The organism is Variovorax sp. LG9.2 (assembly GCF_035018885.1).
Taxonomy (GTDB): Bacteria; Pseudomonadota; Gammaproteobacteria; order Burkholderiales; family Burkholderiaceae_C; genus Variovorax.
Genome location: NZ_JASJXB010000029.1, coordinates 24,965 through 47,400 on the forward strand (window position 1 = coordinate 24,965; position 22,436 = coordinate 47,400).

At 65.3% G+C, this 22,436-nt stretch carries 20 protein-coding genes; 10 read left to right on the forward strand and 10 right to left on the reverse strand.

Annotated features, from left to right (window positions below; all coding sequences use genetic code 11):
- Nucleotides 1–46: 46 nt before the first annotated feature.
- Both QN413_RS21890 and QN413_RS21895 read left to right on the forward strand, forming a co-directional pair.
- On the forward strand, nt 47–1,042 hold the full coding sequence (locus QN413_RS21890) for a 2-hydroxyacid dehydrogenase (RefSeq protein ID WP_323498713.1): 996 nt from the start codon (nt 47–49) through the stop codon (nt 1,040–1,042).
- Nucleotides 1,043–1,059: 17 nt separating this feature from the next.
- Nucleotides 1,060–2,043, forward strand: a complete 984-nt coding sequence (locus tag QN413_RS21895) for a zinc-dependent alcohol dehydrogenase family protein (protein WP_323498714.1) — start codon at nt 1,060–1,062, stop codon at nt 2,041–2,043.
- A 21-nt stretch (nt 2,044–2,064) separates the two neighbouring features.
- Here QN413_RS21895 and QN413_RS21900 read toward each other — a convergent pair whose 3' ends face one another.
- The 3 genes from QN413_RS21900 to QN413_RS21910 are packed head-to-tail and all read right to left on the reverse strand — an operon-like array spanning nt 2,065 to nt 5,212.
- A complete protein-coding gene (locus QN413_RS21900) occupies nt 2,065–2,445 on the reverse strand; it encodes a hypothetical protein (RefSeq protein ID WP_323498716.1) in 381 nt (126 codons plus the stop codon).
- A complete protein-coding gene (locus QN413_RS21905) occupies nt 2,442–2,831 on the reverse strand; it encodes a TraR/DksA family transcriptional regulator (RefSeq protein WP_323498717.1) in 390 nt (129 codons plus the stop codon). The genes QN413_RS21900 and QN413_RS21905 overlap by 4 nt, the downstream gene beginning before the upstream one ends.
- Nucleotides 2,828–5,212, reverse strand: a complete 2,385-nt coding sequence (locus QN413_RS21910) for a phosphoketolase family protein (RefSeq protein ID WP_323498718.1) — start codon at nt 5,210–5,212, stop codon at nt 2,828–2,830. The genes QN413_RS21905 and QN413_RS21910 overlap by 4 nt, the downstream gene beginning before the upstream one ends.
- A gap of 226 nt (nt 5,213–5,438) precedes the next feature.
- Here QN413_RS21910 and QN413_RS21915 point away from each other — a divergent pair, with 226 nt between their 5' ends.
- The 4 genes from QN413_RS21915 to QN413_RS21930 all read left to right on the forward strand — a co-directional run bounded on the left by QN413_RS21915 (nt 5,439) and on the right by QN413_RS21930 (nt 11,472).
- The gene (locus QN413_RS21915) at nt 5,439–9,323 is read left to right on the forward strand and encodes a GH36-type glycosyl hydrolase domain-containing protein (RefSeq protein WP_323498719.1); all 3,885 of its coding nucleotides are present in this window, start codon (nt 5,439–5,441) and stop codon (nt 9,321–9,323) included.
- 84 nt (nt 9,324–9,407) lie between these two features.
- Nucleotides 9,408–9,665 (forward strand): F0F1 ATP synthase subunit gamma, encoded by a 258-nt coding sequence (locus QN413_RS21920; RefSeq protein ID WP_323498720.1) that lies wholly within the window; start codon nt 9,408–9,410, stop codon nt 9,663–9,665.
- Between the two features lie 137 nt (nt 9,666–9,802).
- Nucleotides 9,803–10,624 carry a PRC-barrel domain-containing protein gene (locus QN413_RS21925; protein WP_323498721.1) on the forward strand — a complete coding sequence of 274 codons (822 nt, stop codon included), beginning with the start codon at nt 9,803–9,805 and terminating at the stop codon, nt 10,622–10,624.
- A gap of 23 nt (nt 10,625–10,647) precedes the next feature.
- The gene (locus tag QN413_RS21930; RefSeq protein ID WP_323498723.1) at nt 10,648–11,472 is read left to right on the forward strand and encodes a PRC-barrel domain-containing protein; all 825 of its coding nucleotides are present in this window, start codon (nt 10,648–10,650) and stop codon (nt 11,470–11,472) included.
- A gap of 65 nt (nt 11,473–11,537) precedes the next feature.
- Here the strand turns inward: QN413_RS21930 and QN413_RS21935 are convergent, their stop codons facing one another.
- Nucleotides 11,538–12,572, reverse strand: a complete 1,035-nt coding sequence (locus QN413_RS21935; RefSeq protein ID WP_323498724.1) for an NADP-dependent oxidoreductase — start codon at nt 12,570–12,572, stop codon at nt 11,538–11,540.
- A 94-nt stretch (nt 12,573–12,666) separates the two neighbouring features.
- Complete coding sequence (locus QN413_RS21940; RefSeq protein ID WP_323498725.1) at nt 12,667–12,927, reverse strand: hypothetical protein; 261 nt, start codon at nt 12,925–12,927, stop codon at nt 12,667–12,669.
- A gap of 305 nt (nt 12,928–13,232) precedes the next feature.
- Here QN413_RS21940 and QN413_RS21945 point away from each other — a divergent pair, with 305 nt between their 5' ends.
- Entirely contained in the window at nt 13,233–13,880 is a 648-nt protein-coding gene (locus tag QN413_RS21945; RefSeq protein ID WP_323498726.1) for a PRC-barrel domain-containing protein, read from the forward strand.
- A 24-nt stretch (nt 13,881–13,904) separates the two neighbouring features.
- Here QN413_RS21945 and QN413_RS21950 read toward each other — a convergent pair whose 3' ends face one another.
- From QN413_RS21950 to tpiA, 4 genes are read right to left on the reverse strand one after another with little or no spacing between them, the layout of a single operon-like run.
- Nucleotides 13,905–14,504, reverse strand: coding sequence for a histidine phosphatase family protein (locus QN413_RS21950; RefSeq protein WP_323498727.1), 600 nt, complete (start codon nt 14,502–14,504; stop codon nt 13,905–13,907).
- On the reverse strand, nt 14,501–15,532 hold the full coding sequence (locus tag QN413_RS21955) for a class I fructose-bisphosphate aldolase (protein WP_416352220.1): 1,032 nt from the start codon (nt 15,530–15,532) through the stop codon (nt 14,501–14,503). The genes QN413_RS21950 and QN413_RS21955 overlap by 4 nt, the downstream gene beginning before the upstream one ends.
- 5 nt (nt 15,533–15,537) lie before the next feature.
- Nucleotides 15,538–16,002, reverse strand: coding sequence for an RpiB/LacA/LacB family sugar-phosphate isomerase (locus QN413_RS21960; RefSeq protein ID WP_323498729.1), 465 nt, complete (start codon nt 16,000–16,002; stop codon nt 15,538–15,540).
- Entirely contained in the window at nt 15,999–16,745 is a 747-nt protein-coding gene (gene tpiA / locus QN413_RS21965) for a triose-phosphate isomerase (RefSeq protein ID WP_323498730.1), read from the reverse strand. Before tpiA ends, QN413_RS21960 begins: the two co-directional genes overlap by 4 nt.
- A 377-nt stretch (nt 16,746–17,122) precedes the next feature.
- On the opposite strand from tpiA, the gene QN413_RS21970 reads away from it, so the two are divergent.
- Nucleotides 17,123–18,415, forward strand: coding sequence for a glucoamylase family protein (locus QN413_RS21970; protein WP_323498731.1), 1,293 nt, complete (start codon nt 17,123–17,125; stop codon nt 18,413–18,415).
- Nucleotides 18,416–18,436: 21 nt separating this feature from the next.
- The gene (locus QN413_RS21975) at nt 18,437–19,942 is read left to right on the forward strand and encodes a mercuric reductase (RefSeq protein WP_323498733.1); all 1,506 of its coding nucleotides are present in this window, start codon (nt 18,437–18,439) and stop codon (nt 19,940–19,942) included.
- On the opposite strand, the gene QN413_RS21980 is transcribed toward QN413_RS21975, so the two are convergent.
- Nucleotides 19,879–20,196 (reverse strand): hypothetical protein, encoded by a 318-nt coding sequence (locus QN413_RS21980; protein ID WP_323498734.1) that lies wholly within the window; start codon nt 20,194–20,196, stop codon nt 19,879–19,881. The two genes, QN413_RS21975 and QN413_RS21980, sit on opposite strands and share 64 nt — an antisense overlap.
- Nucleotides 20,197–20,450: 254 nt before the next feature.
- On the opposite strand from QN413_RS21980, the gene dnaK reads away from it, so the two are divergent.
- Complete coding sequence (dnaK, locus tag QN413_RS21985) at nt 20,451–22,397, forward strand: molecular chaperone DnaK (protein WP_323498735.1); 1,947 nt, start codon at nt 20,451–20,453, stop codon at nt 22,395–22,397.
- Nucleotides 22,398–22,436 lie beyond the last annotated feature (39 nt).

Consider the following 22,436-nt stretch of genomic DNA (forward strand, 5'->3'; position numbering starts at 1 on the left):
AATACCCCTGCCGCGACCTCTCGATGGCACGATGCAAAGGAACCCCATGGAAATCACCGTCTTCAGCACCAAGCCCTACGATCGCCAATTCATCAACGCAGCGTGCTCGGGTCGGCACAAGCTCCACTATCTCGACGCGCAGTTGACGGCCGATACCGCGGTCCTGGCACGTGGCGCGGGTGCCGTCTGCGCTTTCGTCAACGACAAGGTCGACAGCGCGGTACTGCAAACGTTCAAGTCGCTGGATGTGGGCCTCGTGGCCCTGCGGTCGGCGGGCTTCAACAACGTCGATCGGGCCGCGGCGAAGAAACTCGGGATCGTCATCGCGCGTGTTCCGGCCTACTCGCCCGAGGCCGTTTCCGAGCACGCGGTGGCGCTGATGCTCTCGCTAGACCGCAACATCCATCGTGCCTACGCCCGGGTGCGCGAAGGCAACTTTGCGCTGGAGGGGTTGCTCGGCTTCAACCTCCACGGCCGCACCGTGGGCATCGTGGGTACCGGCCGCATCGGGACCAGCGTCGCGAAGATCATGACCGGGTTCGGTTGCAAGGTGCTGGCCAGCGATATCGAGCCCAGCCCCGCGTGCACGGAAATCGGCGTGGCGTATGTATCGCTCGACACATTGCTTGCGCAGGCCGACATCGTCACGCTTCATTGCCCCCTGACGCCGCAGACGCGGCACCTGATCGACGCCGCCGCGATCGGCAAGATGAAACGCGGTGCCATGCTCATCAACACGAGCCGCGGCGGCATCGTCGATACAAAAGCGGTGGTCGATGGCATCAAGAGCGGCGCCATCGGTCACCTCGGCCTGGACGTCTACGAGGAAGAAGCCGCACTCTTCTTCGACGACAAGTCGGACCAAGTGATCCGCGACGACGTATTCGAGCGCCTGCTCACGTTCCCCAACGTGCTGGTGACGGGGCACCAGGCCTTCTTCACCGCGGATGCGATGAAAGCCATCGCAGACACCACGATGGCCAACGTCGACGCTTTCGCCAGGACCGGCAAGCCGGTCCACGAAGTCACCGAAGCCACTTGACTGCAAAGGGTTCTCTCATGCACGCCATGGTCCTCAACGCATTGCACGCGCCCCTGGTCTGGACCGAGCTGCCCGACCCGCAGCCCGGTCCGGGCCAGATACGCGTGCAGGTTTCAGCTTGCGGCGTGTGCCGCACCGACCTGCATGTAGTGGATGGCGAGTTGCCGCACCCGCAAGTGCCGATCATCCCGGGCCACGAGATCGTAGGCCGCATCGATGTGCTCGGCGCGGGCGTCTCCGGCCTGGCGATCGGCCAGCGCGTGGGCATCCCGTGGCTGGGTCACACCTGCGGCATTTGTCCCTATTGCAGGATGCAGCGCGAGAACCTGTGCGACCACCCTGTGTTCACCGGCTTCACGCGCAATGGCGGATTCGCCACCGCCACGGTGGCCGATGCGCGCTTTGCCTTTCCGCTGGCCGAGGAGGGAAGCGATGCCTCGCTCGCTCCCTTGCTCTGCGCCGGCTTGATCGGCTGGCGCGCGCTCACCATCGCGGGCGAGGGCAGGAGCCTCGGCCTCTACGGCTTCGGCGCGGCGGCGCACATCCTGGCCCAGGTTGCCCGCTGGCAGGGGCGTTCGGTGCACGCGTTCACCCGCCCGGGCGACGAGAAGACCCAGGCCTTCGCGCGCAGCTTGGGTGCCACCTGGGCCGGCGGGTCCGACGAGATGCCACCGCAGGCACTCGATGCCGCGATCATCTTCGCCACGGTCGGTGAGCTGGTGCCGCTGGCGCTGAAGGCGGTGCGCAAGGGTGGCCGCGTCGTCTGCGCCGGCATCCACATGAGCGACATTCCGCGCTTCCCGTACAGCCTCCTGTGGGAAGAGCGGGAGTTGCTCTCGGTGGCCAACCTCACACGTCAGGACGGGCTCGATTTTCTGAGCCAAGTGCCCGACATGGGCATCGTGGCGAAGACCACCTGCTATCCGCTGCAAAAGGCCAACGAGGCACTGGCCGACCTGCGCGCGGGCCGCTTCGAGGGGGCGGCGGTGCTGGTGCCCTGACGGGCCCGTGTGCGCCGAGACTCAGGTCGGCACGCGAGTGCCGACCATGCGGTCGTGGTTCACGAAGAAGCTGCGTGCCAGCGCGACGAGCTGGTTGTCGGTCGGGTGGTCCACCACTTCGTAGCCGGCGATGCGGGGCATCGTCTGCGGCCGGTGCTTCCCCACATAACTCTGGAAGTCGGCGACGCTCGTGTGCCCGCCCACGACCAGCACTTCGGCGATGCCGTCGAACGCATCGCAGACGGCTCCGAAGAACTCGTGTTCGGTGCGCACGCCGCTGTGATGCTGGCGTGTGAACTTCAGCTGCTCGTGTACATGCTGCTCTACCCTCTCGTCGGGTGCGAACTGCAGCAGGTGGGCGGATTGATGGTCGACGAATGCGACCGCGTGAAAGAGGCTCATGGCTTTGGTTTCCGTTCGTGAAGGGTTTGACAGGTAATACAGCGCAAGGTCTGGGGTTCGATCTGCAGGCGGTCGAACGGAATCTCGACGTGGCAATCGACGCACAGACCGTAGGCGGCACCATGAATGCGTTCCAACGCAGCGCGGATCGCCGTGTACTCGCCGCTGTCGATGTCCGCAACGATGCCTTCGACCTCGTGGGTGCCCTCGCGCTGCCGTGCGTCGTCGGCGTCCTGCAGCAAGACGCGGCGGGCCGCTTCGACCTGCGACTGGCCCTCCAGCTGCAAGGTGCTCAGGCGCTCGAAAGCGACGCGCCGGGACTCGAGCAGCGCCGTGAGAACGAGGCGCTGCGCATGCGAAAGGTGGGACGGTGTGTTCGCGTTCATCGCTTGTCTTCCTGTGTCGGGGCACCCCATTTCCATTCGAGGATCTCCGGCATGTCCTGGCCATGCGCGTCGATGTAGAGCTTGTGCGCGACCAGCTTGTCGCGGCACATCTGCTTGAGGTAGTCGGCCCTGCTGCCCGGGTGGGGCAGGCAGTCCAGCACCTTTTGCACAAGGTGAAAGCGATCCAGCTCGTTCTGCACGCGCATGTCGAAGGCCGTGGTAATGGTTCCCTCTTCCTTGTAGCCGTGCACGTGCAGGTTTCGGTTGGTGCGGCGGTAGGTCAGGCGGTGTACCAGCGAGGGGTAGCCGTGGAAGCCGAAGATCACGGGTTTGTCACGGGTGAAGAGCGAATCGAAGTCGGCCTCATCGAGTCCGTGCGGATGCTCGCTGGCCGATTGCAGCTTCATCAGGTCGACAACGTTGACCACGCGGATCTTCAGGCCCGGCAGGTGCTCGCGCAGGATGGACGTAGCCGCCATGATCTCCAGCGTCGGCGTGTCGCCGCAGCAGGCCATCACCACGTCGGGTTCTGTGCCCCGGTCGTTGCTGGCCCATGTCCAGATGCCGATACCCTCGGTGCAGTGCACCACAGCGGCCTCCATCGTGAGCCACTGCGGCAGGGCGTGCTTGCCGGCCACCACCACGTTGACGTAGTTGCGGCTGCGCAGACAATGGTCGAAGACCGACAGCAGGCAATTCGCATCGGGTGGCAGGTAAACGCGCACGATGTCGGCCTTCTTGTTGATGACGTGGTCAAGAAAGCCCGGGTCCTGGTGCGTGAAGCCGTTGTGGTCCTGCTGCCAGACGTGCGAGGCGAGCAGGTAGTTCAGCGAAGCGATGGGCCGTCGCCACGGCAGCTCGCGCGTTACCTTGAGCCACTTGGCGTGCTGGCTGAACATCGAGTCGACGATGCGGATGAAGGCCTCGTAGCTGTTGAACAGGCCATGCCGGCCGGTCAGCAGGTAGCCTTCGAGCCAGCCTTCGCACTGGTGCTCGCTCAGCATCGAGTCGACGACCCGGCCGGCCGGCGCGAGAAACTCGTCGTTCGGCACGGTCGTCGCGTCCCATTGCCGGTTTGTCACATCGAAGACCGCGCCGAGCAGGTTCGACAAGGTCTCGTCAGGGCCGAAGACGCGGAAATTGCGCTGGCCCTCGTTCAGCCGCACCACATCGCCGAGGAACCGGCCAAGCACCATCGTGTCCTGCCTTTGCAGCGCACCGGGCGACGGCACTGTCACCGCGTGGTCGCGGAAGTCCGGCATGTGCAGGTCGTGCAGCAGCAAGCCGCCGTTGGCATGTGGATTCATGCCCATGCGCCTGTTGCCATCTGGTGCCAGTGCAGCCAGTTCAGGGAGCAGGCGCCCATTCGCGTCGAACAGCTCTTCGGCCCGATAGCTCTTCATCCACTGCTCGAGCTGGGCGACATGCTCGGGGTGTTGGGCATTGACCAGCAGCGGAACCTGGTGCGAACGAAAAGTCCCCTCGACGGGCAGTCCGTCGACGGTCTTCGGCCCGGTCCAACCCTTGGGGGACCGCAGCACGATCATCGGCCAGCGCGGTCGCGTCGCGCTTTTGCGCTCGCGCGCATCGCGCTGCGCCTGGTGGATCATCTCGAGGGCTTCGTCCATCGCGCGGGCCATTAGCTGGTGCATCGTCGCCGGATCGTCGCCTTCGACGAACAGGGGTGTCCAACCGCAGCCGCTAAAGAACTGCTCGAGTTCGTCGTGCTCGATGCGCGCCAGCAATGTCGGGTTGCTGATCTTGTAGCCGTTGAGGTGCAGGATCGGCAGGACCGCGCCATCGGTCACCGCGTCGAGCATCTTGGTCGACTGCCATGCAGTGGCGAGCGGACCTGTCTCCGCTTCGCCGTCGCCGACCACGCAGGCCACGATCAGTTCGGGGTTGTCGAAGACAGCACCGAAGGCATGGCTGAGCGAATAGCCAAGCTCGCCACCTTCGTGGATCGAGCCCGGGGTGGTCGGTGCCACATGGCTGGAGATCCCGCCAGGAAACGAGAACTGCTTGAATAGCTTCTTGAGACCCGCCTCGTCCTGTGTCACGTCGGGATAGACCTCGCTCCAGGAGCCTTCGAGGTACACGTTGCCGACGATCGCGGGTCCTCCGTGCCCGGGCCCGGCGATATAGAACATGTCGAGGTCGTGGGCCTTGATCAACCGGTTCAGGTGAACGTAGATGAAGTTCTGGCCCGGTGTCGTGCCCCAGTGTCCGACGACCAGCGGTTTCACATGCGACAGCTTCAACGGCTCCTTGAGGAGGGGGTTGTCGTAGAGGTAGATCTGACCGACGGACAGATAGTTGGCGGCCCGCCAGTAGGCGTTCATCTGGTGCAGCAGGTCCGGGCTGAGCGGATCGTTCTTCATGGGCAGGGGTTCCGGGAGTGCGGTGTCCGGTTTTAGAAGGCAGGCGCGAAGCCGTCTGTGCGTCAACGAACAGACTTGTCCGGCGGGCCGATTCAGACTCTTTTTCTTTGACGGGTAGCGCTCATATTCCGGACGCCGTCGCCTAATCAAGGAGTCGGCATGAACTCATTTCGCGAAGCGACGCCAGATCCGCATGCGTTGCGCTGCCGCGCCAAGGGCAATGCCGATGCGTGAGTCGACATCACCGCGCGTACAGCTGTTGTCGAATGGGCATTACCACGTCATGGTCACCGACGCTGGCGGTGGGTACAGCCGCTGGAACGACCTTGCGCTCACTCGGTGGCGAGAGGGCGCCACGTGCGAAGCCTACGGTGCGTTCTGCTACATCAAGGACATGGACGGTGGCGAGGTGTGGTCGACGACCCGAAACCCCGTCGCGGCCCGGGCTGGCGTGTACAAGGCGCAGTTCTCCCGGGGCCTCGCGGCATTCCGTGTGCGAGCGCACGACATTGAGATTCAGACCGCGGTCGCCGTGTCGGCTGACGATGATGTCGAACTGCGGCGCCTTTGCATCACCAACCATTCGCCGATCCGCCGGAGGCTGGCATTGACGAGCTATGCGGAGCTCGTGCTGGGACCTGCCGCTGCCGATGCGGCGCATCCGGCGTTCGAAAAGCTCTTTGTCGAGACCGACGTGCTGCACGAGTTGCAGGCGGTCGTGTGCAGGCGGCGTGCACGCTCCCCAGATGAGCAAACGCCGACCTGGTTCCATCAGGTCGTCACCGAACAGCCGCCTTCGGAGCCCCTGTCTTTCGAGACGGATCGCGCGCGATTCGTAGGCCGCGGTCGCGATCCGACCGATCCGCAGGCCATGGAGGACTGGGCACCGTTGTCAGGCAGCGCCGGTCCGGTGCTGGACCCAATGGCCGGCATCCGTTGCGCAGTGTCGCTGGCCCCCGGCGAATCGACGACGGTCGATTGGATCAGCGGCGTCGGCGCCACCCTTAAGGCCTGCGTGGACTTGATGCGCAAGTACCGGGACCGCACGACGGCCGACGGTGTGGACGGCGGCGCGAGGGCTGCCGCGCAGGCCGTTCTCGATCGACTGCATGCCAGTGCCGACGATGCGCGGCTTTATACCGAACTGGCCGGGGCGCTTCTGATGCCCGATGCCGCGATGCGGGCCGACCCCGCTGTGCTGGCGAGAAACCGGCAAGGTCAGGCGGGCCTGTGGCGCTATGCGGTCTCCGGCGATCTGCCGATCGTGCTGCTGCTGGCGGCCGATTCGGTCCGGCTCGATCTGACGTGTCAACTGATCCGGGCCCACGCCTATTGGCGCCTGTCGGGTCTCGCCGTCGACCTCGTGGTGCTCGTCGACGACAGCGGTGATTCCGGGGCGTCGTTGCAACAGCGACTCACCGCGCTGGTCGATGTCGAGCGGCTCGGCAAGCCGGGCGGCGTCTTCGTGCTCGCGCTGGCGCAGGTGCCGGCTGCCGATCGCGATCTGTTGCAGGCCGTGGCCCGTGTCGTGCTCGACGATCGCGATGGGCTGCTGCCGCAGCAGCTCGCGCAACGTCGGCCGGTGGGCGACCGTGTCTCGCCACCGGACAGCGCCGTGGCCGCGGCCGAGTCCGAAGGCTCTGCCGAGCCGTCGCCACCGCTTGCGCAGCGTGACCTGATCTTTCGCAACGGCATCGGCGGCTTCACGCCGAATGGGCGCGAGTACGTGGTCACGGTCACACCAAATCACATGACGCCGATGCCCTGGGTCAATGTCCTGGCGAATCCGTCATTCGGCACGCTGGTGTCCGAGAGCGGCAGTGCCGCGACCTGGAGTGAGAACGCGCAAGCTTTCCGGCTCACGCCCTGGTCGAACGACCCGGTGTCGGATCCCAACACCGAGGCGTTCTACCTGCGCGACGAAGACAGTGGGCGCTACGCCTCGGCCACCTTGCTGCCGTGCCCCGGCGCGACGCCCTACGTCACGCGCCATGGCTTCGGCTATAGCGTCTTCGAGCACCGCGAGGATGGCCTCGAAACCGCACTGACGATCTTCGTGGCCATCGATGCGCCGATCAAGTTCTCGGTTTTGAAGGTGCTCAACCGGTCGGACCGGATGCGACACCTCAGCGTCACCGGCTACCTCGAATGGGTCCTCGGCGACGAGAGACGCAAAACAGCGATGCATGTGAGCACGCGCGTCGACGCCAGCGACGGCACCGTGTACGCCACCAATGCGTACACCACGGATTTTTCGGGGCGGACTGCCTTATTCGATGCCGACGAAGCGACTGCGGCTGGCACGAGTGTGTGTTGCGACCGCCGCGCTTTCATCGGGCACGACGGCAGCCTGCGCCATCCCGCAGCGATGGCGTCGCAACACCTTTGCGGCGCGGCGGGTGCGGCGCTCGATCCGTGCGCCGCACTCCGCGTCCCGTTCAAGCTGGCGGCGGGGGAGACGCGCGAAATTGTGTTTCGCCTTGGCGCCGGCACCACGCCGCAGGCGGCGCAAGCGCTCGCGACGCGCTGGCGCGGGGCGAGCGCGACGCGCGAGGCTCTGGCCGCCGTGCACCGGCATTGGGGCGACACTCTCGGCGCAGTACAGGTCGAGACGCCCGAGCCGTCGCTCGACCTGCTGGTCAACGGTTGGCTGCCGTACCAGACCCTGGCGTGCAGGCTGTGGGCGCGCAACGCGTTCTATCAGTCGAGCGGCGCCTTCGGCTTCCGCGATCAGCTGCAGGATGTGATGGCCCTGGTGCACGCGGCACCCGGGCTCGTGCGCGAGCACCTGCTGCGCAGCGCGGGCCGCCAGTTCCCCGAAGGCGACGTGCAGCACTGGTGGCACCCGCCATCGGGCCGCGGCGTGCGCACGCGCTGTTCGGACGACTACCTGTGGCTGCCGCTCGCGACCTGTCGCTACGCCCTCGTCACCGGCGACATGGCGGTGCTCGATGCGCCCGTGCCCTTCCTGTCGGGCAGGGCGCTCGAGGACGGCGAGGTTTCCTGCTACGACCTGCCTGGCGAGTCGCCCGAATCAGCCAGCCTGTATGGGCACTGCGTGCGGGCCATCACGCACGGCCTGCGCTTTGGCGCACACGGCCTGCCGTTGATCGGCGGCGGCGACTGGAACGATGGCATGAACCTCGTCGGCGTGCGTGGCAAGGGCGAAAGCGTCTGGCTCGCCTTCTTCCTCGACACGGTGCTCGTGCAGTTTGGACGACTGGCCGATCGACGGGGCGATATGCCTTTCGCACAGCGTTGTGCCGCCGAATCGGTGCGGCTGCGCGCTGCGATCGAGCGGAGCGCCTGGGACGGTGGCTGGTATCGACGGGGCTGGTTCGACGACGGCTCGCCGCTGGGCAGTTCCGATGACGCCGAATGCCGCATCGATGCGATCGCGCAGAGCTGGGCCGTGCTGTCGAGCGCGGTGGATGCGGGTCGCGCGCGCGAGGCGATGGAAGCGCTCGACAGTCGTCTCGTAGACCGCGACGCGGCCCTCATTCGACTGCTTGCCCCGCCATTCGACCATTCCGATCCGAGCCCCGGCTACATCCAGGGCTACCCGCCCGGCGTGCGCGAGAACGGCGGGCAGTACACGCATGCGGCCGTGTGGTCGGCGATGGCGTTCGCGGCGCTCGACGATGCGCCGCGCGCGTGGGAACTCGCCCGCATGCTCGACCCGGTCCGCCACGCCGACTCGACCGATGCGCTCGCAACGTACCAGACCGAGCCCTATGTGATGGCGTCGGATGTCTATGCGTTGCCCCCGCACGCGGGCCGTGGCGGATGGACCTGGTACACCGGGTCGGCCGGATGGATGCTGCGCTTCGTGCTGGAGTCGCTGCTGGGCTTGCAGGTCGAGTCGGATGCGCTGCGGATCGTTCCCTGCGTGCCGGAACATTGGGTTTCGTTTCGAGTGAACTATCGCTATCGAGAGACCGTCTATCGAATAAAGGTACTGACCAAGTCGTCGGAGGGTGAAGGCCCTGCGCTAATGCTGGACGGCATGGCTCTGTCCGGCTCGGTCATTCCCTTGATCGACGATCGCTGCGAGCACGCGGTGGTCATTCGCATCCACCACACAGGAGGCAAGGAATGCAGATCGGCATGATCGGACTCGGGCGCATGGGCGCCAGCATGACATCCCGCTTGATGCGCGTGAACCACGCCTGCGTGGTTCACGACGCGCACGCCGATGCGATGGCACCGAGCCACCCTGCGTGCCTTGATCCGCGAGTACCTCTTCGTCTCCATCTTTCGCGCCTGTGCCGAGTCGCTCGCGAGCGAGAACGCGAGCCGACTGGCTGCCATGGACCGTGCCGACCGCAACATCGACGAGATGCTGGGCACGCTCGAAGACGCCTTGCATCGCTTGCGGCAAGCCAAGATCGACGAAGAACTATCGGACGTCATCTCGGGATTCAAGGCTCTGCGCGACCAGGTTGACACCTGAACCGGCGTCGCCGCTGACGCGCCGCGTGCGGTGGCGAACAGACGGCCGGGGCGGTTGCGATGACATTGGTCTCTTGAACCCCCGCGACGACGCATTCCGTCGATCGATCCGATTCGGCATTCTGAAAGGACATTCCCATGTTGCGAAGCACACATGAACTCGAGAAGTACGTGATCCAGGCCACCGACGGCGAGATCGGCGAGGTCAAGGATTTCTTTTTCGACGATGACACGTGGGTCGTCCGCTACCTGGTGGTGGATGCGGGTTCCTGGCTCACGAGCCGCAAGGTCCTGATTTCCCCCGTTGCGATCCACAATCCCAACTGGGTGGGCCAGACGTTCCCGGTGTCGATCACCAAGGAGCAGGTCAAGAACAGTCCGGACGTCGACACCGAAAAGCCCATTTCGCGGCAGAACGAAGCGCAGTACATGGGGTACTACGGCTACGGCAACTATTGGGGCGGGGCCGGCCTGTGGGGCGGCGGTCTCTATCCCTACGGCATGGTTCCCGGCTACATGGGCTACGGCATCGATCGCGCCGAGCGGGAACGCGAGATGGAAACCTATCTGCGCACCGAGCGGCAGCGCCACCGCAACGACGATCCGCACCTGCGCAGTTGCAAGGCCGTCACCGGCTATCACCTTCGGGCGAACGACGGTGAGATCGGGCATGTCTCCGGCTTTCTGGTGGACCAGAAAACCTGGGCCATCCGCTACCTCGTGGTCGACACGAGCAACTGGTGGATGGGCCACCAAGTGCTGGTGGCACCGGAGTGGATCACCGGCGTGCACTGGTCGGACAAAACCGTGTCGGTCGACCTGAGCCGTGATGCAGTGAAGTCCTCGCCCGTCTATGACCCGAGCGAGACCTGGAGGATGCAGTCGGACATCGACCTGCGCGGCCACTATGGACGTGCGGGCTACTGGTCTGACTCGTTCGCCACCGAAGACAAAGTCTGAAGCCCTATCCAAGGTTACGAATCATGAAAAAACTATCTCTCTCTCGGTCGGACATCGCGTCGCTCGCCGCATCGGTTTGCCTCGGAGTCTTCTCGCCCGGGGCACTCGCCCAGCCCGCAGCCGCGAAACCGGCGCAGCAGTGCCTCACCGACCTGAAGGCATTCGACGGCCAGTTGCAAAAGGAAGGCTATTGGCTGCACAGCTACGGCTACGGGTATGGCTATCCGATGTACGGCTATGGGTACGGCTATGTCGCGGAACCAAACGTCGCAGGCGTGGGCTATTCCAACGTCCGCCCGGGCTACGAGGTCCGCACGCTCATCGCTTCGGCCAACATCCTGGCGCAGCGCGGTGACCAGCAGGCCTGCGAGAGTTCGCTGAGCGCCGCGCGCACCGTGTATGTCGCCTATGCGGCGGACCTGAGCAGTGGCAAGGTTCCGCGCCTGGACGTGTCGGCCTGGCGCCGCCAGCAGATCGCTGCTGCCGTGTCCGTCTCCGGCGGTGACATGGCGTTTCGCTCGGACCAGTTGCTCGGTGCGGGCGTGGTGAATCCGAAGGGGGAAGACCTCGGCAGCGTCGACGACATCGTAATGAGCCCGCAGACCGGCAAGGTCGCCTACCTTGTCATCGGGAGGGGAGGCATTTTCGGCATCGACGAGAAGTACGTGCCCGTGCCGTGGGAGAGCTTCAAGGCAGCGCCCGGCAACAAGCTACTCGTGCTGGCCACCGTGAAGTCGACGCTGGAGGCCGCACCGCACGTGAAGAAGGACCAGAACTTCCAAAAGGACAACTTTGTGGCCGAGAGCGTCAAGGTCAACGCCTTCTGGGCTGCGCACGCGGGACAGTGAACTACCGGCAGACCGTGTGATGGCACGCACCCTGATGGCATGTGGCCGCCTTGCGGCCACATGCCTCATTCGTACGCCAGCTGCACGATCAGCTTGCCGAAGTTCCGGCCCTGTAACAGACCCATGAAGGCGTCGGGTGCGTTCTCCAGACCGAACACGATGTCTTCGCGGACCTTTACGCTCCCTTCGCGCACCCACTCTCGCATCGCGCCGGCGAACTCGTTCCAGCGCGACCCGTAATCGGCCATTGTGATGAAGCCCTGCATGCGGATGCGCTTCTTCAGCAGCGTGGCCTCCAGCAGGCCCAGCCTGTCGGGACCTGCCGGCAACGCGGAGGCGTTATAGCTGGCGATCAGGCCGCACACCGGAATGCGAGAGCGGGTGTTCAGCAGCGGCAGTACGGCGTCGAACACCGCGCCGCCAACGTTCTCGAAGTACACGTCGATGCCTGCCGGGCAGGCGGCCGCGAGCGCGTCTGCCATATTGTCGGCAAGGTGATCGATGCAGTCGTCGAAACCTAGCTGGTCGACAACGTAGCGACACTTCTCGTCCCCGCCGGCGAGGCCCACGACACGGCAACCTTTGAGCCTGGCGATCTGTCCGACCACCGATCCAACGGCGCCGCTGGCGGCCGCGACCACGACGGTTTCTCCCGCCACCGGCTGACCGATGTCCAGCAGTCCCATGTAGGCGGTGAAGCCCGGCATACCGAGCACGCCCAACGCGCGAGACGGGTGCGGATCCTCCGGGTACAACGCGTTCAGTCCCTCGGCGTCCGCGAGCGAATAGTCCTGCCAGCCGGCTGCACCCACCACCAGGGCGCCGGCATTGAGGCTGGCGTGTCCGGAAGACTCAACGCGCGAGACGGTGGCGCCCACCATCACGTCGCCGAGGGCCGTGGGCAACGCGTACGACGCTTCGTCATTCATGCGCCCGCGCATGTACGGATCCAGCGACAGGTACAGCGTGCGCAGCAGCACCTGGCCCGGCCCGGCCTGTGGCATCGGGAGGTGCTCCATGCGGAAGTCTTGCGCGGTCGGCGCGCCGTCCGGTCGAGCGTTCAGGACGATGCGGCGATTGCGGGTGCGGGTTTGCGTCATGGGTTCGGCTTTCGTTCCGGATCGGGAAAGAGAGAGTTGAGCGTGCAGCGGCGGCTCTCGCGGGGTGGGGCAGATGCGAGCGTTGGGTGCAGCATCAGAACCACCAGTTCAGGTGCCGGGTCCGCTCGTTGATCCAGAGCATGGCGGTCTGCTGTCCGCGCAGGATCGCAGCGGAAATCGTTGCGCAGCTCGCCTCGATCACCGGCACGATCGTGGTCCCGAGTTCGGGCAGACCGGATCGATAGATCACGACGGGGCGATAAGCGGCAGGCGCAACGAACTCCGCGGTGCAAACCATCGAGCAGCCTCGGTAGACGAAGGCGAAGCGTTCTGGCGGGGGAAGTTGCGTCGTCACGCAAACCGCCTCGCGAGCGCCCTGGGGTCCTTGCGCCGGGGGCAGCAAGTGGCATCGACTGCTTCTGCAATGGGTTCCATGGCAATGCTTTCAGGCGGGTGGGTAGGGGTGTCGCGCCTCTGCACAAGGTGAGCGCACTCGTTGCCGTGACTTTGCGCAACTCCTGCAAGGAGGTCTGTTCGTTGGCGCACACGCGTGCACGGCTCGCGCGCCGCGCCGTCGGCTGTCGCCAATGGGTGCCGTGGGTACGGCAGCGAACAGACGCCGCACCCGGGCCCCTCCACAGTGAGGCCATGTGTCAAGTCATGCATTTTTCTTTCGATGACGGCCAATGGGTCGTCCGTGGCCTGGTGGTCGATTCGAGCGGTTGGCTCGAATGCCACGCGATGCCGGTCTTCGCAAGCCCGTTCCCCCAGGCCGACGGACCCGGCGTGTCGACGCGCGACCGACCGCTGTGCGGCGAGGCTTCGCACTGGCGCAGCTGCAAGGCACTGAAGGGCTATCGCGTCCATGCGCTCGACGGCGAAGCCGGGCATGTCCAGGACCTGCTGGTCGACGCGGAGACACGGGCCGTGCACGCCATCGTGATCGACACGAGCCACTGGTGGATGGGCCACAGCGTTCTCATCGCACCCCAGTGGGTTACCGACGTGCGATCGCCCGATCTCAGCATCTCTGTCGGCCTGACGCGCGAAGCGATCCAACGGTCGCTTCCTTACGAACTCAACCGCTGGCGCGTCGCCGCCACACGCATGGGCGAGGAGGGCGGTCCGCCGATCGAAGACGAGGTCCAGCGAGGCACGCGGCCCTCCGCCGAAGAGGCCGCGCAGATTCTCATCCACAAATCATGGCTGCAGGGTGAGTCGGTTCCTGCCGGACTCGCCGGCGAGACCGACGTTCAACGGCTGCGCCAATTCGGATTCGAGGTCACGACGGTCGCGCGTGCGAGTTGAAGCGGCCCCTGCGCCGGGACGGTCTCACGGCTCCTGGAGCGTGAGCACCTCGTTCCACAGTTCGATCACCCGCCGGTGGGGATGGGCTGACTCGTGGCCCAGTATGCTGAGGGAAGCCGGGTGCAAGGCGAAGTGCGCTCCGGCAATTAGCGGCAGACCGATCCATCTTGCAGCCAGCGCGGCGCCGAACTGGCCGTGCGAGAACAGCGCGACGTTGCCCTCCAGCTTGGACAGATGGCCGATGAGCCGGTCCGCGCGGATCGCCAGTTCGTTGGGGGTCTCGCCATTCGGACACCCGTCGCGCCAGAGGTCCCACCCGTGTCGCGCCTTGCGAATCTCGACGCTTCGCAGTCCCTCGTCATCGCCGTAGTCCCATTCCGCCAAGTCGGGCTCGATCCGGCTCGATGCCTCCAGGCCCGCCAGCTCGCACGTCTGCCGAGCCCTTCGCGCGGGGCTCACCAGAACCCCGGAGAAGGCGATGTCGCGCAGCCGCGGTGCGAGCTCGCGCGCCTGCGCTTCGCCGTGCGCGGTCAGGCCCAGGTCGGTGCGACCCGTGTGCTGGCCGGTGATCGTCCATGCGGTTTCTCCGTGCCGCACGAGGTACAACTGCAGCAGCGTGCTCATGGGGTCTCCATCACGGCGCCGTACCGGCCTAGCACGGCGGCGCCGTTGCAAGCCGCGCGATGCAGCAGCGCCTGCTGGGCAGCTACCCGGTTGGCGTCGTTTCCCGCCCACGCCGCGAGCGCGGGTTGCTGGAGTGCCCGGCCGAACGAGAAGGTCAGCGGCCAGGGGTTGCTCATCGGCGCGGTGTCGCGGGGGCGGTGCATCGCGTTGAGCCGGACCGTGGCCAGCTCGGCCGGCTGACCCCCCGAGAGAAACGCAATGCCTGCCACGGCGGCGGGCACAGCCCGCAGCAGGCACGCCAGCGTGGCATCTGCCACGGCATCGATGTCGTCCTGTACGGGGCATTCGGTGCCCGGCAGGACCATGTTGGGCTTGAGGAGCATCGCCTCGAGCACAACGCCCTGCTGGTCGAGCTGCTCGAAGACCTGGTGCAGGACGCGGTGCGTGGCTTCGCCGCACTCGGCCAGGGTGTGCGCGCCGTCCATCAGAACTTCCGGCTCGACGATCGGCACCAGCGAGGCTTCCTGGCACAGGGCTGCGTAGCGCGCCAGTGCATGCGCATTGGCCGCGATGCACGCCGGGCCGGGCGTGCCGGTCTCGATGCTGAACACCGCGCGCCACTTGGCGAATCGCGCACCCTTTTCAAAATATGCCTTCAGCCGTGCGCGAAGACCGTCCAGCCCCTCGGTCACACGCTCCCCGGGGTGGCCTGCAAGCAGCTTGGCGCCCAGGTCGACCTTGATGCCTGGGACGATGCCGGCGTCTTCGAGCACCTGCGTGAAAAGCACGTCGTCCCTCGTTCGCTGATGCAAAGTCTCTTCGAAGAGGATGGCGCCGCTGATCGTGCGGCCGAGCCCGGGGGTGCTCACCAGCAGCTCACGGTACGCGCGCCGGAACGCTTCGGTCTGCGGGATGCCTGCGGCGCCGAAGCGCCGGTTGCAGGTGCCGGTGCTTTCGTCCATCGCCAGCAGGCCCTTGCCGTCTGCCATCAGGCGGCGGGCGGTGTCTGCGAGCAGCGGCATGTCGATCGTCTTCATGGTTCGGCGTTCCTGTTTTCCAGTGCCCTGACCTTGTCCAGGCGACGTTGGTGGCGCGCAGCGCCCGAGAAGCGCGCGTTGAGGAACACGTGCACGAGGTCGAGCGCGTAGCGCGTGCCGATCACCGCGCCGCCTAGGCACGCAACGTTCATGTCGTCGTCCTCGACGCCCTGATGTGCGGTGAAGACATCGTGGACCAGTGCGGCACGGACACCGTCGAACTTGTTCGCGGCAATGGCCACGCCCACGCCGCTGCCGCAAAGTGCGATGCCGCGCGCGATGTAGCGCTTGGCAACGGCGCTGGCCAGAGGAGCGACGAAGTCCGGGTAGTCGTCCGAGGGGTCGAGCTCAAAGGCGCCGAAGTCCTCGACCTGGCAGCCCCATCCTCGCAGTGCCCGCACGAGTTCCGTCTTGAGTGCGTAGCCGCCGTGGTCGGCCGCGATGCCCACGCGCAGATTCATGGCGCAGCCGCTCGCACGATGGCTTCGAATTCTTCGGGCTCCAGGCTCGCCCCGCCGACCAGCACGCCGCCGACATCGGACAGCGCAAGGACGCTGCGCGCGTTGGCAGGTGTCACCGAGCCGCCATAGACGATACGCACGGCATTCCCGGATGTGCCCAGCCGATTGATCAGGCACTGCCTGATATGCCGATGCATCTCGGTGATCTGATCGGCAGTCGGTACCTGTCCACTGCCAATCGCCCAAAGCGGTTCATAACCAACGGCGAACGCCCCAGCGCGGATGTCCTTCGGCACGCTAAGGGCCAACTGCGCAGCACAGGCGTCCAGGGCGCTACCACCTTCACGCTGCGCTCGCGTTTCGCCGATGCAGATGATGGCGAGCAGACCGGCGGCGACTGCAGCGTTCGCCTTCGCAGCCACCCGCTCGCTGGTTTCGCCTTGCTGTTGACGGCGCTCGGAGTGGCCGACGATGACCGCCGATGCTCCCGAATCCCTCAGCATCCGCGCACTGATCTCACCCGTCCAGGAGCCAGAGGTCTCGTGATGGCAGTTCTGTGCGCCGATGGACACCAGGGAGCCTGCTGCGCGCGCCGCACGCTCGATCAAGGTGAACGGCGGACAAATCAGGACATCTACCTGCGCGGGACGGTCAGTCATCGCCACGCCAAGCGCCTCGATGTCTGCCAGTTGCGCTGTCAGTCCATGCATCTTCCAGTTTCCGACAATTAGCGGCCGGGTCACGTCGACCGGACCTGCACGTGGGAGTTTGGTTTCGTCAAGCTGTGCTCCTTTGGAAATGAAGAATGGGCTTTCCGGGTCGGCGCGTCTGTGCGTTTGAGAACAGACCGTGGCCGCAAGCGTGGCTGCACGTACGCCAGCGAACAGACGTTGTGAGCGAACGCGTGGACAGTGGGTCTTTCTTTGACTTGGAGGCCACGCGCCATGAGCCCGTTTCGCACCACTGCCGACATGCCGGGCTTCGAGGACAGGACGAACCCTGAACCTGAGGCAGCGCGCATCTCAATCCCGGCTTTCAACGGATTGCTTGACGCCGTGCCGCCGTCGGCCCCTTGGTGGCAGCGCTGGGGCCGCAAGATCAGCCCAGCGATGCGAACCCGGTGACTGCTCTGGGTGCGCCGACACGTGCCGACGAGCAAATGATAGACGGCGTGCAGCGCACGGCATTCGATTACTTTCTTACCCATACGCATGCGCGCACTGGATTGGTGGCCGACACATCCCGGCCGGACGCACCGGCGAGCATCGCCGTCGTGGGCTTCGCGCTGTCTGCCTATCCGGTAGCGGTCGAGCGCGGATGGATCGCCAGGGAAGACGCAGTCGGTCGATGTCTTGACGCGTTGCGTTTCTTCGCCGGGAGCGACCAATCCGGCGCGGCTGACGCGACGGGCTGGCGCGGCTTCTACTTCCATTTCCTGGACGGCGATACAGGCCGACGTGCGTGGGCCTCGGAGCTGTCGTCCATCGACACCGCGCTGCTGGTGGTCGGCATGCTGACGGCCGCCGCTTATTTCGATGCCCCGACCCCTGCCGAGGACGAGCTGAGAAGGCTCGCGAACCTCCTTTATGACCGAGTGAACTGGAACTGGTCCGAGCACGACGACGATGCGGTCGCGCTCGGCTGGAAGACGGAATGCGGCTTCCTCAATTACGGCTGGCAAGGCTACAACGAGGCCATCGTCCTGTATGCGCTCGGCCTGGGCTCGGACACGCACCGGCTGACAAGGTCCAGCTTCGAAACATGGACCGAGACCTACCAGTGGGAGAATCTCTACGGCATCGACTTCCTGTACGCCGGACCGCTGTTCATGCATCAGTTCTCGCATGCGTGGATCGACTTCCGCGGCATCCGTGACAGCTTCATGCGCGAGAAGGACTGCGACTATTTCGAGAACAGCCGGCGCGCCACTGAAGTGCAGCGGCAGTACGCGATCCGCAATCCGCGTGGCTTCGGCGGCTACGGGCAGGACAGCTGGGGCCTGACGGCCAGCGACGGCCCCAGCGTCGACCCGAAGACAGTGGCGGGTCGCCGCCAGGCGTTCTACGGGTATGCCGCGCGCGGGGTCCCGTGGGGCCCTGACGACGGAACGCTCAACAGCGCCTGCGTGGCCGCCTCGCTGGTGTTCGCGCCCGAGATTGCGCTGCCCGCACTGCGCCGGCTGGTCGTCGAAGCGGGCGCTACGGGTGGGAACGCGTTGTACGCCAGCGGCGTCAACGTCACGGCAGGCGGCGACACGCCCTGGATCTCGGAAGGCGTATTCGGCCTCGACCAAGGGCTGACAGTCCTCATGATCGAAAACTTCCGTACCGGCCTGTATTGGCGTCTGACCCGCAGCATTCCTTGTCTGCGTGCCGGTCTGAGGCGAGCGGGATTCACCGGCGGTTGGCTCTAGCCGCAGCGCCGCCGATTCCTTATGCCCGCGTTCTCCCAAGCCGCCGAGCCCGCCGACGCGCGTCTGGCTAACACCCGGCCCGCCGGCTGGCGCAGCCCGATGCCGCTGCAGCGCTACGACTTGCTGATCATCGGCGCGGGGCCGGCAGGGCTGGCGGCTGCCCACGCCGCCGCGGCCCTGGGAGCCCATGTGGCGCTGGTCGAGCGTCATGAGCTCGGTGGCAATTCGTTGAGCGCCGGCTGTATTCCCTCTAAGTCCCTGATCCGCACGGCGCGGTTGTTGGCGGAGATGCGCAATGCGGAGAACTTCGGCGTGACTTCACCGGCCGAGGTGGCATTCGACTTCGCTGCGGCGATGCGGCGCATGCGGCGCGTCACGGCGCGCATCAGCCGCCGGGATTCGGCGATGAACCTCGCGCGCGCCGGCGTTCACCTGTTCTTCGGCGTGGCGCGCTTCACCGGACCTGACACGGTCGAGGTCGGCGGCATGCCGCTGCGCTTCAAGAAGGCGCTCATCGCCACCGGGTCGCATTCCCTGTTGCCCGACATTCCGGGCCTCGACGAAGCCGGCTACCTCACCAACGAGACGGTGTTCGACCTCGACGTCCTGCCGCCCAGCCTGATGGTGATCGGCGGCGGCCCGCTCGGCTGCGAGCTGGCCCAGGTGTTCGCGCGCTTCGGATCACGCACGCTGATCTCGCACAGCGAGCCGCTCTTCCTGCCGCAGGAGGAACGCGACGCGGCGCAGATGGTGTCCGACGCTCTGGCGCGCGACGGCGTGGAGATCCACCTGAACAGCACAGTCACACGCGTGCGCATGGAAGACGGCCGCAAGGTGGTCGACCTGATGAACGACGGCAACACGGCCACCACGCGCGTCGATACCCTCCTGACCGGCATCGGCCGAGTGCCCGCCGTGCAGGGTCTGCGCCTGGAATCCGCGGGCGTAGCCTACGACGCAGAACGCGGCATTCATGTCGACGACTTGCTGCGCACCAGCAACCGCTGCATCTTCGCCGCGGGCGATGTGTGCCTGACGCGCAAGTTCACCAACACCGCCGAGGCCTCAGCCCGCATCGTGGTCCGCAATGCGTTGCTGCTGGGGCATGAGCGCATGAGCGCGCTCACGGTCCCGTGGTGTACCTACACAGACCCCGAGGTCGCGCACGTCGGCCTCTACGTGAGGGAGGCCAGACAACAACGCATTCCGGTCAAGACCTTCACGATCCCGATGCACGACGTGGACCGCGCCATCGCCGATGGCGAGGAAGATGGCTTCGTGAAAATCCATGTGCGCGAGGGCACCGACACGATCCTGGGCGCGACCATCGTGGCCCGGCATGCCGGAGAGATGATCAACAGTATCTCTCTCGCGATGGTGACGGGTATCGGGCTGCAGGCACTGTCCAGGGTCATCCATGCCTATCCGACGCAGGGCGCAGCCATCCGGCAAGCGGCGGATGCCTATGCGAAGACGCGCTTTACGGCAGCGCGCTTCACGCGGTTGCGTAGGTGGTGGGCGCGTTGATGGCCAAGTGCGATCAGTTCACCCATCGCGGTCGTTGCAAAGCTAACCAATATCAGCAAGACCGCGTTCATGGCGTCAAAAATCTTGCAGTCATCACCACGTTCAACTTTCAGCGTCTGAACGTGGCGGAGGATCGGTATTCGGTCGTCTGCGATTTCCACATTTAACTCCCTGCCGTCGTCCGCCACCAAGCCGATCGAGAGCAATTTCGGGGCGTTCAGCGAACTGAATTCGGTGTCGATGAAGAGGTTCATCGCGTTACCAGTCGGCGTGATGTCATGGTGGTTTGACATTTCAGATCGACCAAGCTTCCTGGCCCCGGGGTGGCGGTGACCCGAGCTTCACGGTGACACGCGCTTTGGCGGTTCGTTGCCGCACAACGGCGTGCCAACGAGCCCATGCGACCCGAATGCATCGTGCGGTGGCCCACAGACGGTTGCCGTGCATCCGCGCAGACTAGTTGAAGTTCGCGACGACCCATTCATCCCACTGAAGGAGCAATCACATCATGTCCAGAATCATCGGCATCGACCTCGGCACTACCAACTCATGCGTGTCGATCATGGAAGGCAACACTGCGCGTGTGATCGAGAACTCGGAAGGTGCGCGCACCACTCCCTCGATCGTCGCGTACCAGGAAGACGGTGAAGTCCTAGTCGGTGCCTCAGCCAAGCGCCAGGCGGTCACCAATGCCAAGAACACGATCTACGCCGTCAAGCGTCTCATCGGACGCAAGTTCGAGGAGAAGGAAGTGCAGAAGGACATCGACCTGATGCCCTACAGCATCTGCAAGGCCGACAACGGCGACGCCTGGGTCGACGTGCGGGGCAAGAAGCTGGCGCCCCAGCAGGTCAGTGCCGAGATTCTGCGCAAGATGAAGAAGACCGCCGAGGACTACCTGGGTGAGCCGGTAACCGAGGCCGTCATCACGGTGCCCGCGTACTTCAACGACGCGCAGCGCCAGGCGACCAAGGACGCCGGCCGCATCGCGGGTCTCGATGTCAAACGCATCATCAACGAGCCCACCGCTGCAGCGTTGGCCTTCGGCCTGGACAAACACGACAAGGGCGACCGCAAGATCGCCGTCTACGACCTGGGCGGCGGCACCTTCGACGTGTCGATCATCGAGATCTCGAGCGCCGATAGCGAAAAGCAGTTCGAAGTGCTGTCGACCAACGGCGACACTTTCTTGGGCGGCGAAGATTTCGACCAGCGCATCATCGACTTCCTGGTGACCGAATTCAAGAAGGAGCAGGGTGTCGATCTGACCAAGGACGTGCTCGCCCTGCAGCGCCTGAAGGACGCGGCGGAAAAAGCCAAGATAGAACTGTCTGGCAGCGCCTCGACAGACATCAACCTGCCTTACGTGACAGCCGACGCAGGGGGTCCGAAGCACCTGAACATCAAGCTCACCCGCGCCAAGCTCGAAAGCCTGGTCGAGGCACTGATCGAGCGCACCATCGCGCCATGCCGGGCTGCCATCAAGGATGCCGGCGTGAGTGTGGGCGATATCAACGACGTCATCCTGGTCGGCGGCATGACCCGCATGCCCAAGGTGCAGGAGAAGGTCAAGGAGTTCTTCGGCAAGGAGCCACGCAAGGACGTGAACCCGGATGAAGCCGTGGCCGTCGGCGCCGCCATCCAGGGCCAGGTGCTCTCGGGCGACCGCAAGGACGTGCTGCTGCTCGACGTGACCCCGCTGTCGCTGGGCATCGAGACGATGGGCGGCGTGATGAGCAAGATGATCGCCAAGAACACTACGATCCCGACGAAGTTCGCGCAGACTTTTTCCACGGCAGACGACAACCAGCCGGCCGTGACCGTCAAGGTTTTCCAGGGCGAGCGTGAGATCGCCTCGGGCAACAAGGCGCTGGGGGAATTCAGCCTCGAGGGCATTCCGCCGGCGGCGCGTGGCACGCCGCAGATCGAGGTGAGCTTCGACATCGATGCCAACGGCATCCTGCACGTCGGCGCCAAGGACAAGGGCACCGGCAAGGAAAACAAGATCACCATCAAGGCCAACTCAGGCCTCTCGGAAGCCGAGATCCAGAAGATGGTGAAGGACGCGGAACTGAACGCAATGGACGACAGGAAAAAGGTCGAACTCGCCCAGGCTCGCAACCAGGCCGAGGCCACCGTCCACAGCGCGAAGAAGACGCTCGCCGAGCAGGGCGCTCACCTCGAAGCCGCCGAGAAGCAATCGATGGAAAGCACGATCAAAAAGCTGGAAGAAGCCCTAGAGGGAGAAGACAGGGCTGCGATCGAGGAAGAGACCCGGAAACTGACTGCGGCGAGCCAGAAGCTCGGCGAGAAGATATACGCGAAAGCGCAGTCCGAGCAGGCAGCGTCGGCGGCTTCGACGGGCAGCGGCCCCGAAAGCCCTGAAGCTGCGACGCATGCCACCGCCGATGACAGCGTGGTCGACGCCGAGGTGAAAGAGGTCAGGAGCGCCTGAATCCGGCGAGCGGCATCCGGACTGAGCAAGTGATTGCGA

Coding starts and splice junctions, on each gene's coding strand:
- QN413_RS21890 (WP_323498713.1), top strand. CDS start 47: ATGGAAATCACCGTCTTCAGCACCAAGCCCTACGATCGCCAATTCATC.
- QN413_RS21895 (WP_323498714.1), top strand. CDS start 1,060: ATGCACGCCATGGTCCTCAACGCATTGCACGCGCCCCTGGTCTGGACC.
- QN413_RS21900 (WP_323498716.1), bottom strand. CDS start 2,445: ATGAGCCTCTTTCACGCGGTCGCATTCGTCGACCATCAATCCGCCCAC.
- QN413_RS21905 (WP_323498717.1), bottom strand. CDS start 2,831: ATGAACGCGAACACACCGTCCCACCTTTCGCATGCGCAGCGCCTCGTT.
- QN413_RS21910 (WP_323498718.1), bottom strand. CDS start 5,212: ATGAAGAACGATCCGCTCAGCCCGGACCTGCTGCACCAGATGAACGCC.
- QN413_RS21915 (WP_323498719.1), top strand. CDS start 5,439: ATGCGTGAGTCGACATCACCGCGCGTACAGCTGTTGTCGAATGGGCAT.
- QN413_RS21920 (WP_323498720.1), top strand. CDS start 9,408: ATGCGATGGCACCGAGCCACCCTGCGTGCCTTGATCCGCGAGTACCTC.
- QN413_RS21925 (WP_323498721.1), top strand. CDS start 9,803: ATGTTGCGAAGCACACATGAACTCGAGAAGTACGTGATCCAGGCCACC.
- QN413_RS21930 (WP_323498723.1), top strand. CDS start 10,648: ATGAAAAAACTATCTCTCTCTCGGTCGGACATCGCGTCGCTCGCCGCA.
- QN413_RS21935 (WP_323498724.1), bottom strand. CDS start 12,572: ATGACGCAAACCCGCACCCGCAATCGCCGCATCGTCCTGAACGCTCGA.
- QN413_RS21945 (WP_323498726.1), top strand. CDS start 13,233: ATGCATTTTTCTTTCGATGACGGCCAATGGGTCGTCCGTGGCCTGGTG.
- QN413_RS21950 (WP_323498727.1), bottom strand. CDS start 14,504: ATGAGCACGCTGCTGCAGTTGTACCTCGTGCGGCACGGAGAAACCGCA.
- QN413_RS21960 (WP_323498729.1), bottom strand. CDS start 16,002: ATGAATCTGCGCGTGGGCATCGCGGCCGACCACGGCGGCTACGCACTC.
- QN413_RS21975 (WP_323498733.1), top strand. CDS start 18,437: ATGCCCGCGTTCTCCCAAGCCGCCGAGCCCGCCGACGCGCGTCTGGCT.
- QN413_RS21980 (WP_323498734.1), bottom strand. CDS start 20,196: ATGAACCTCTTCATCGACACCGAATTCAGTTCGCTGAACGCCCCGAAA.
- dnaK (WP_323498735.1), top strand. CDS start 20,451: ATGTCCAGAATCATCGGCATCGACCTCGGCACTACCAACTCATGCGTG.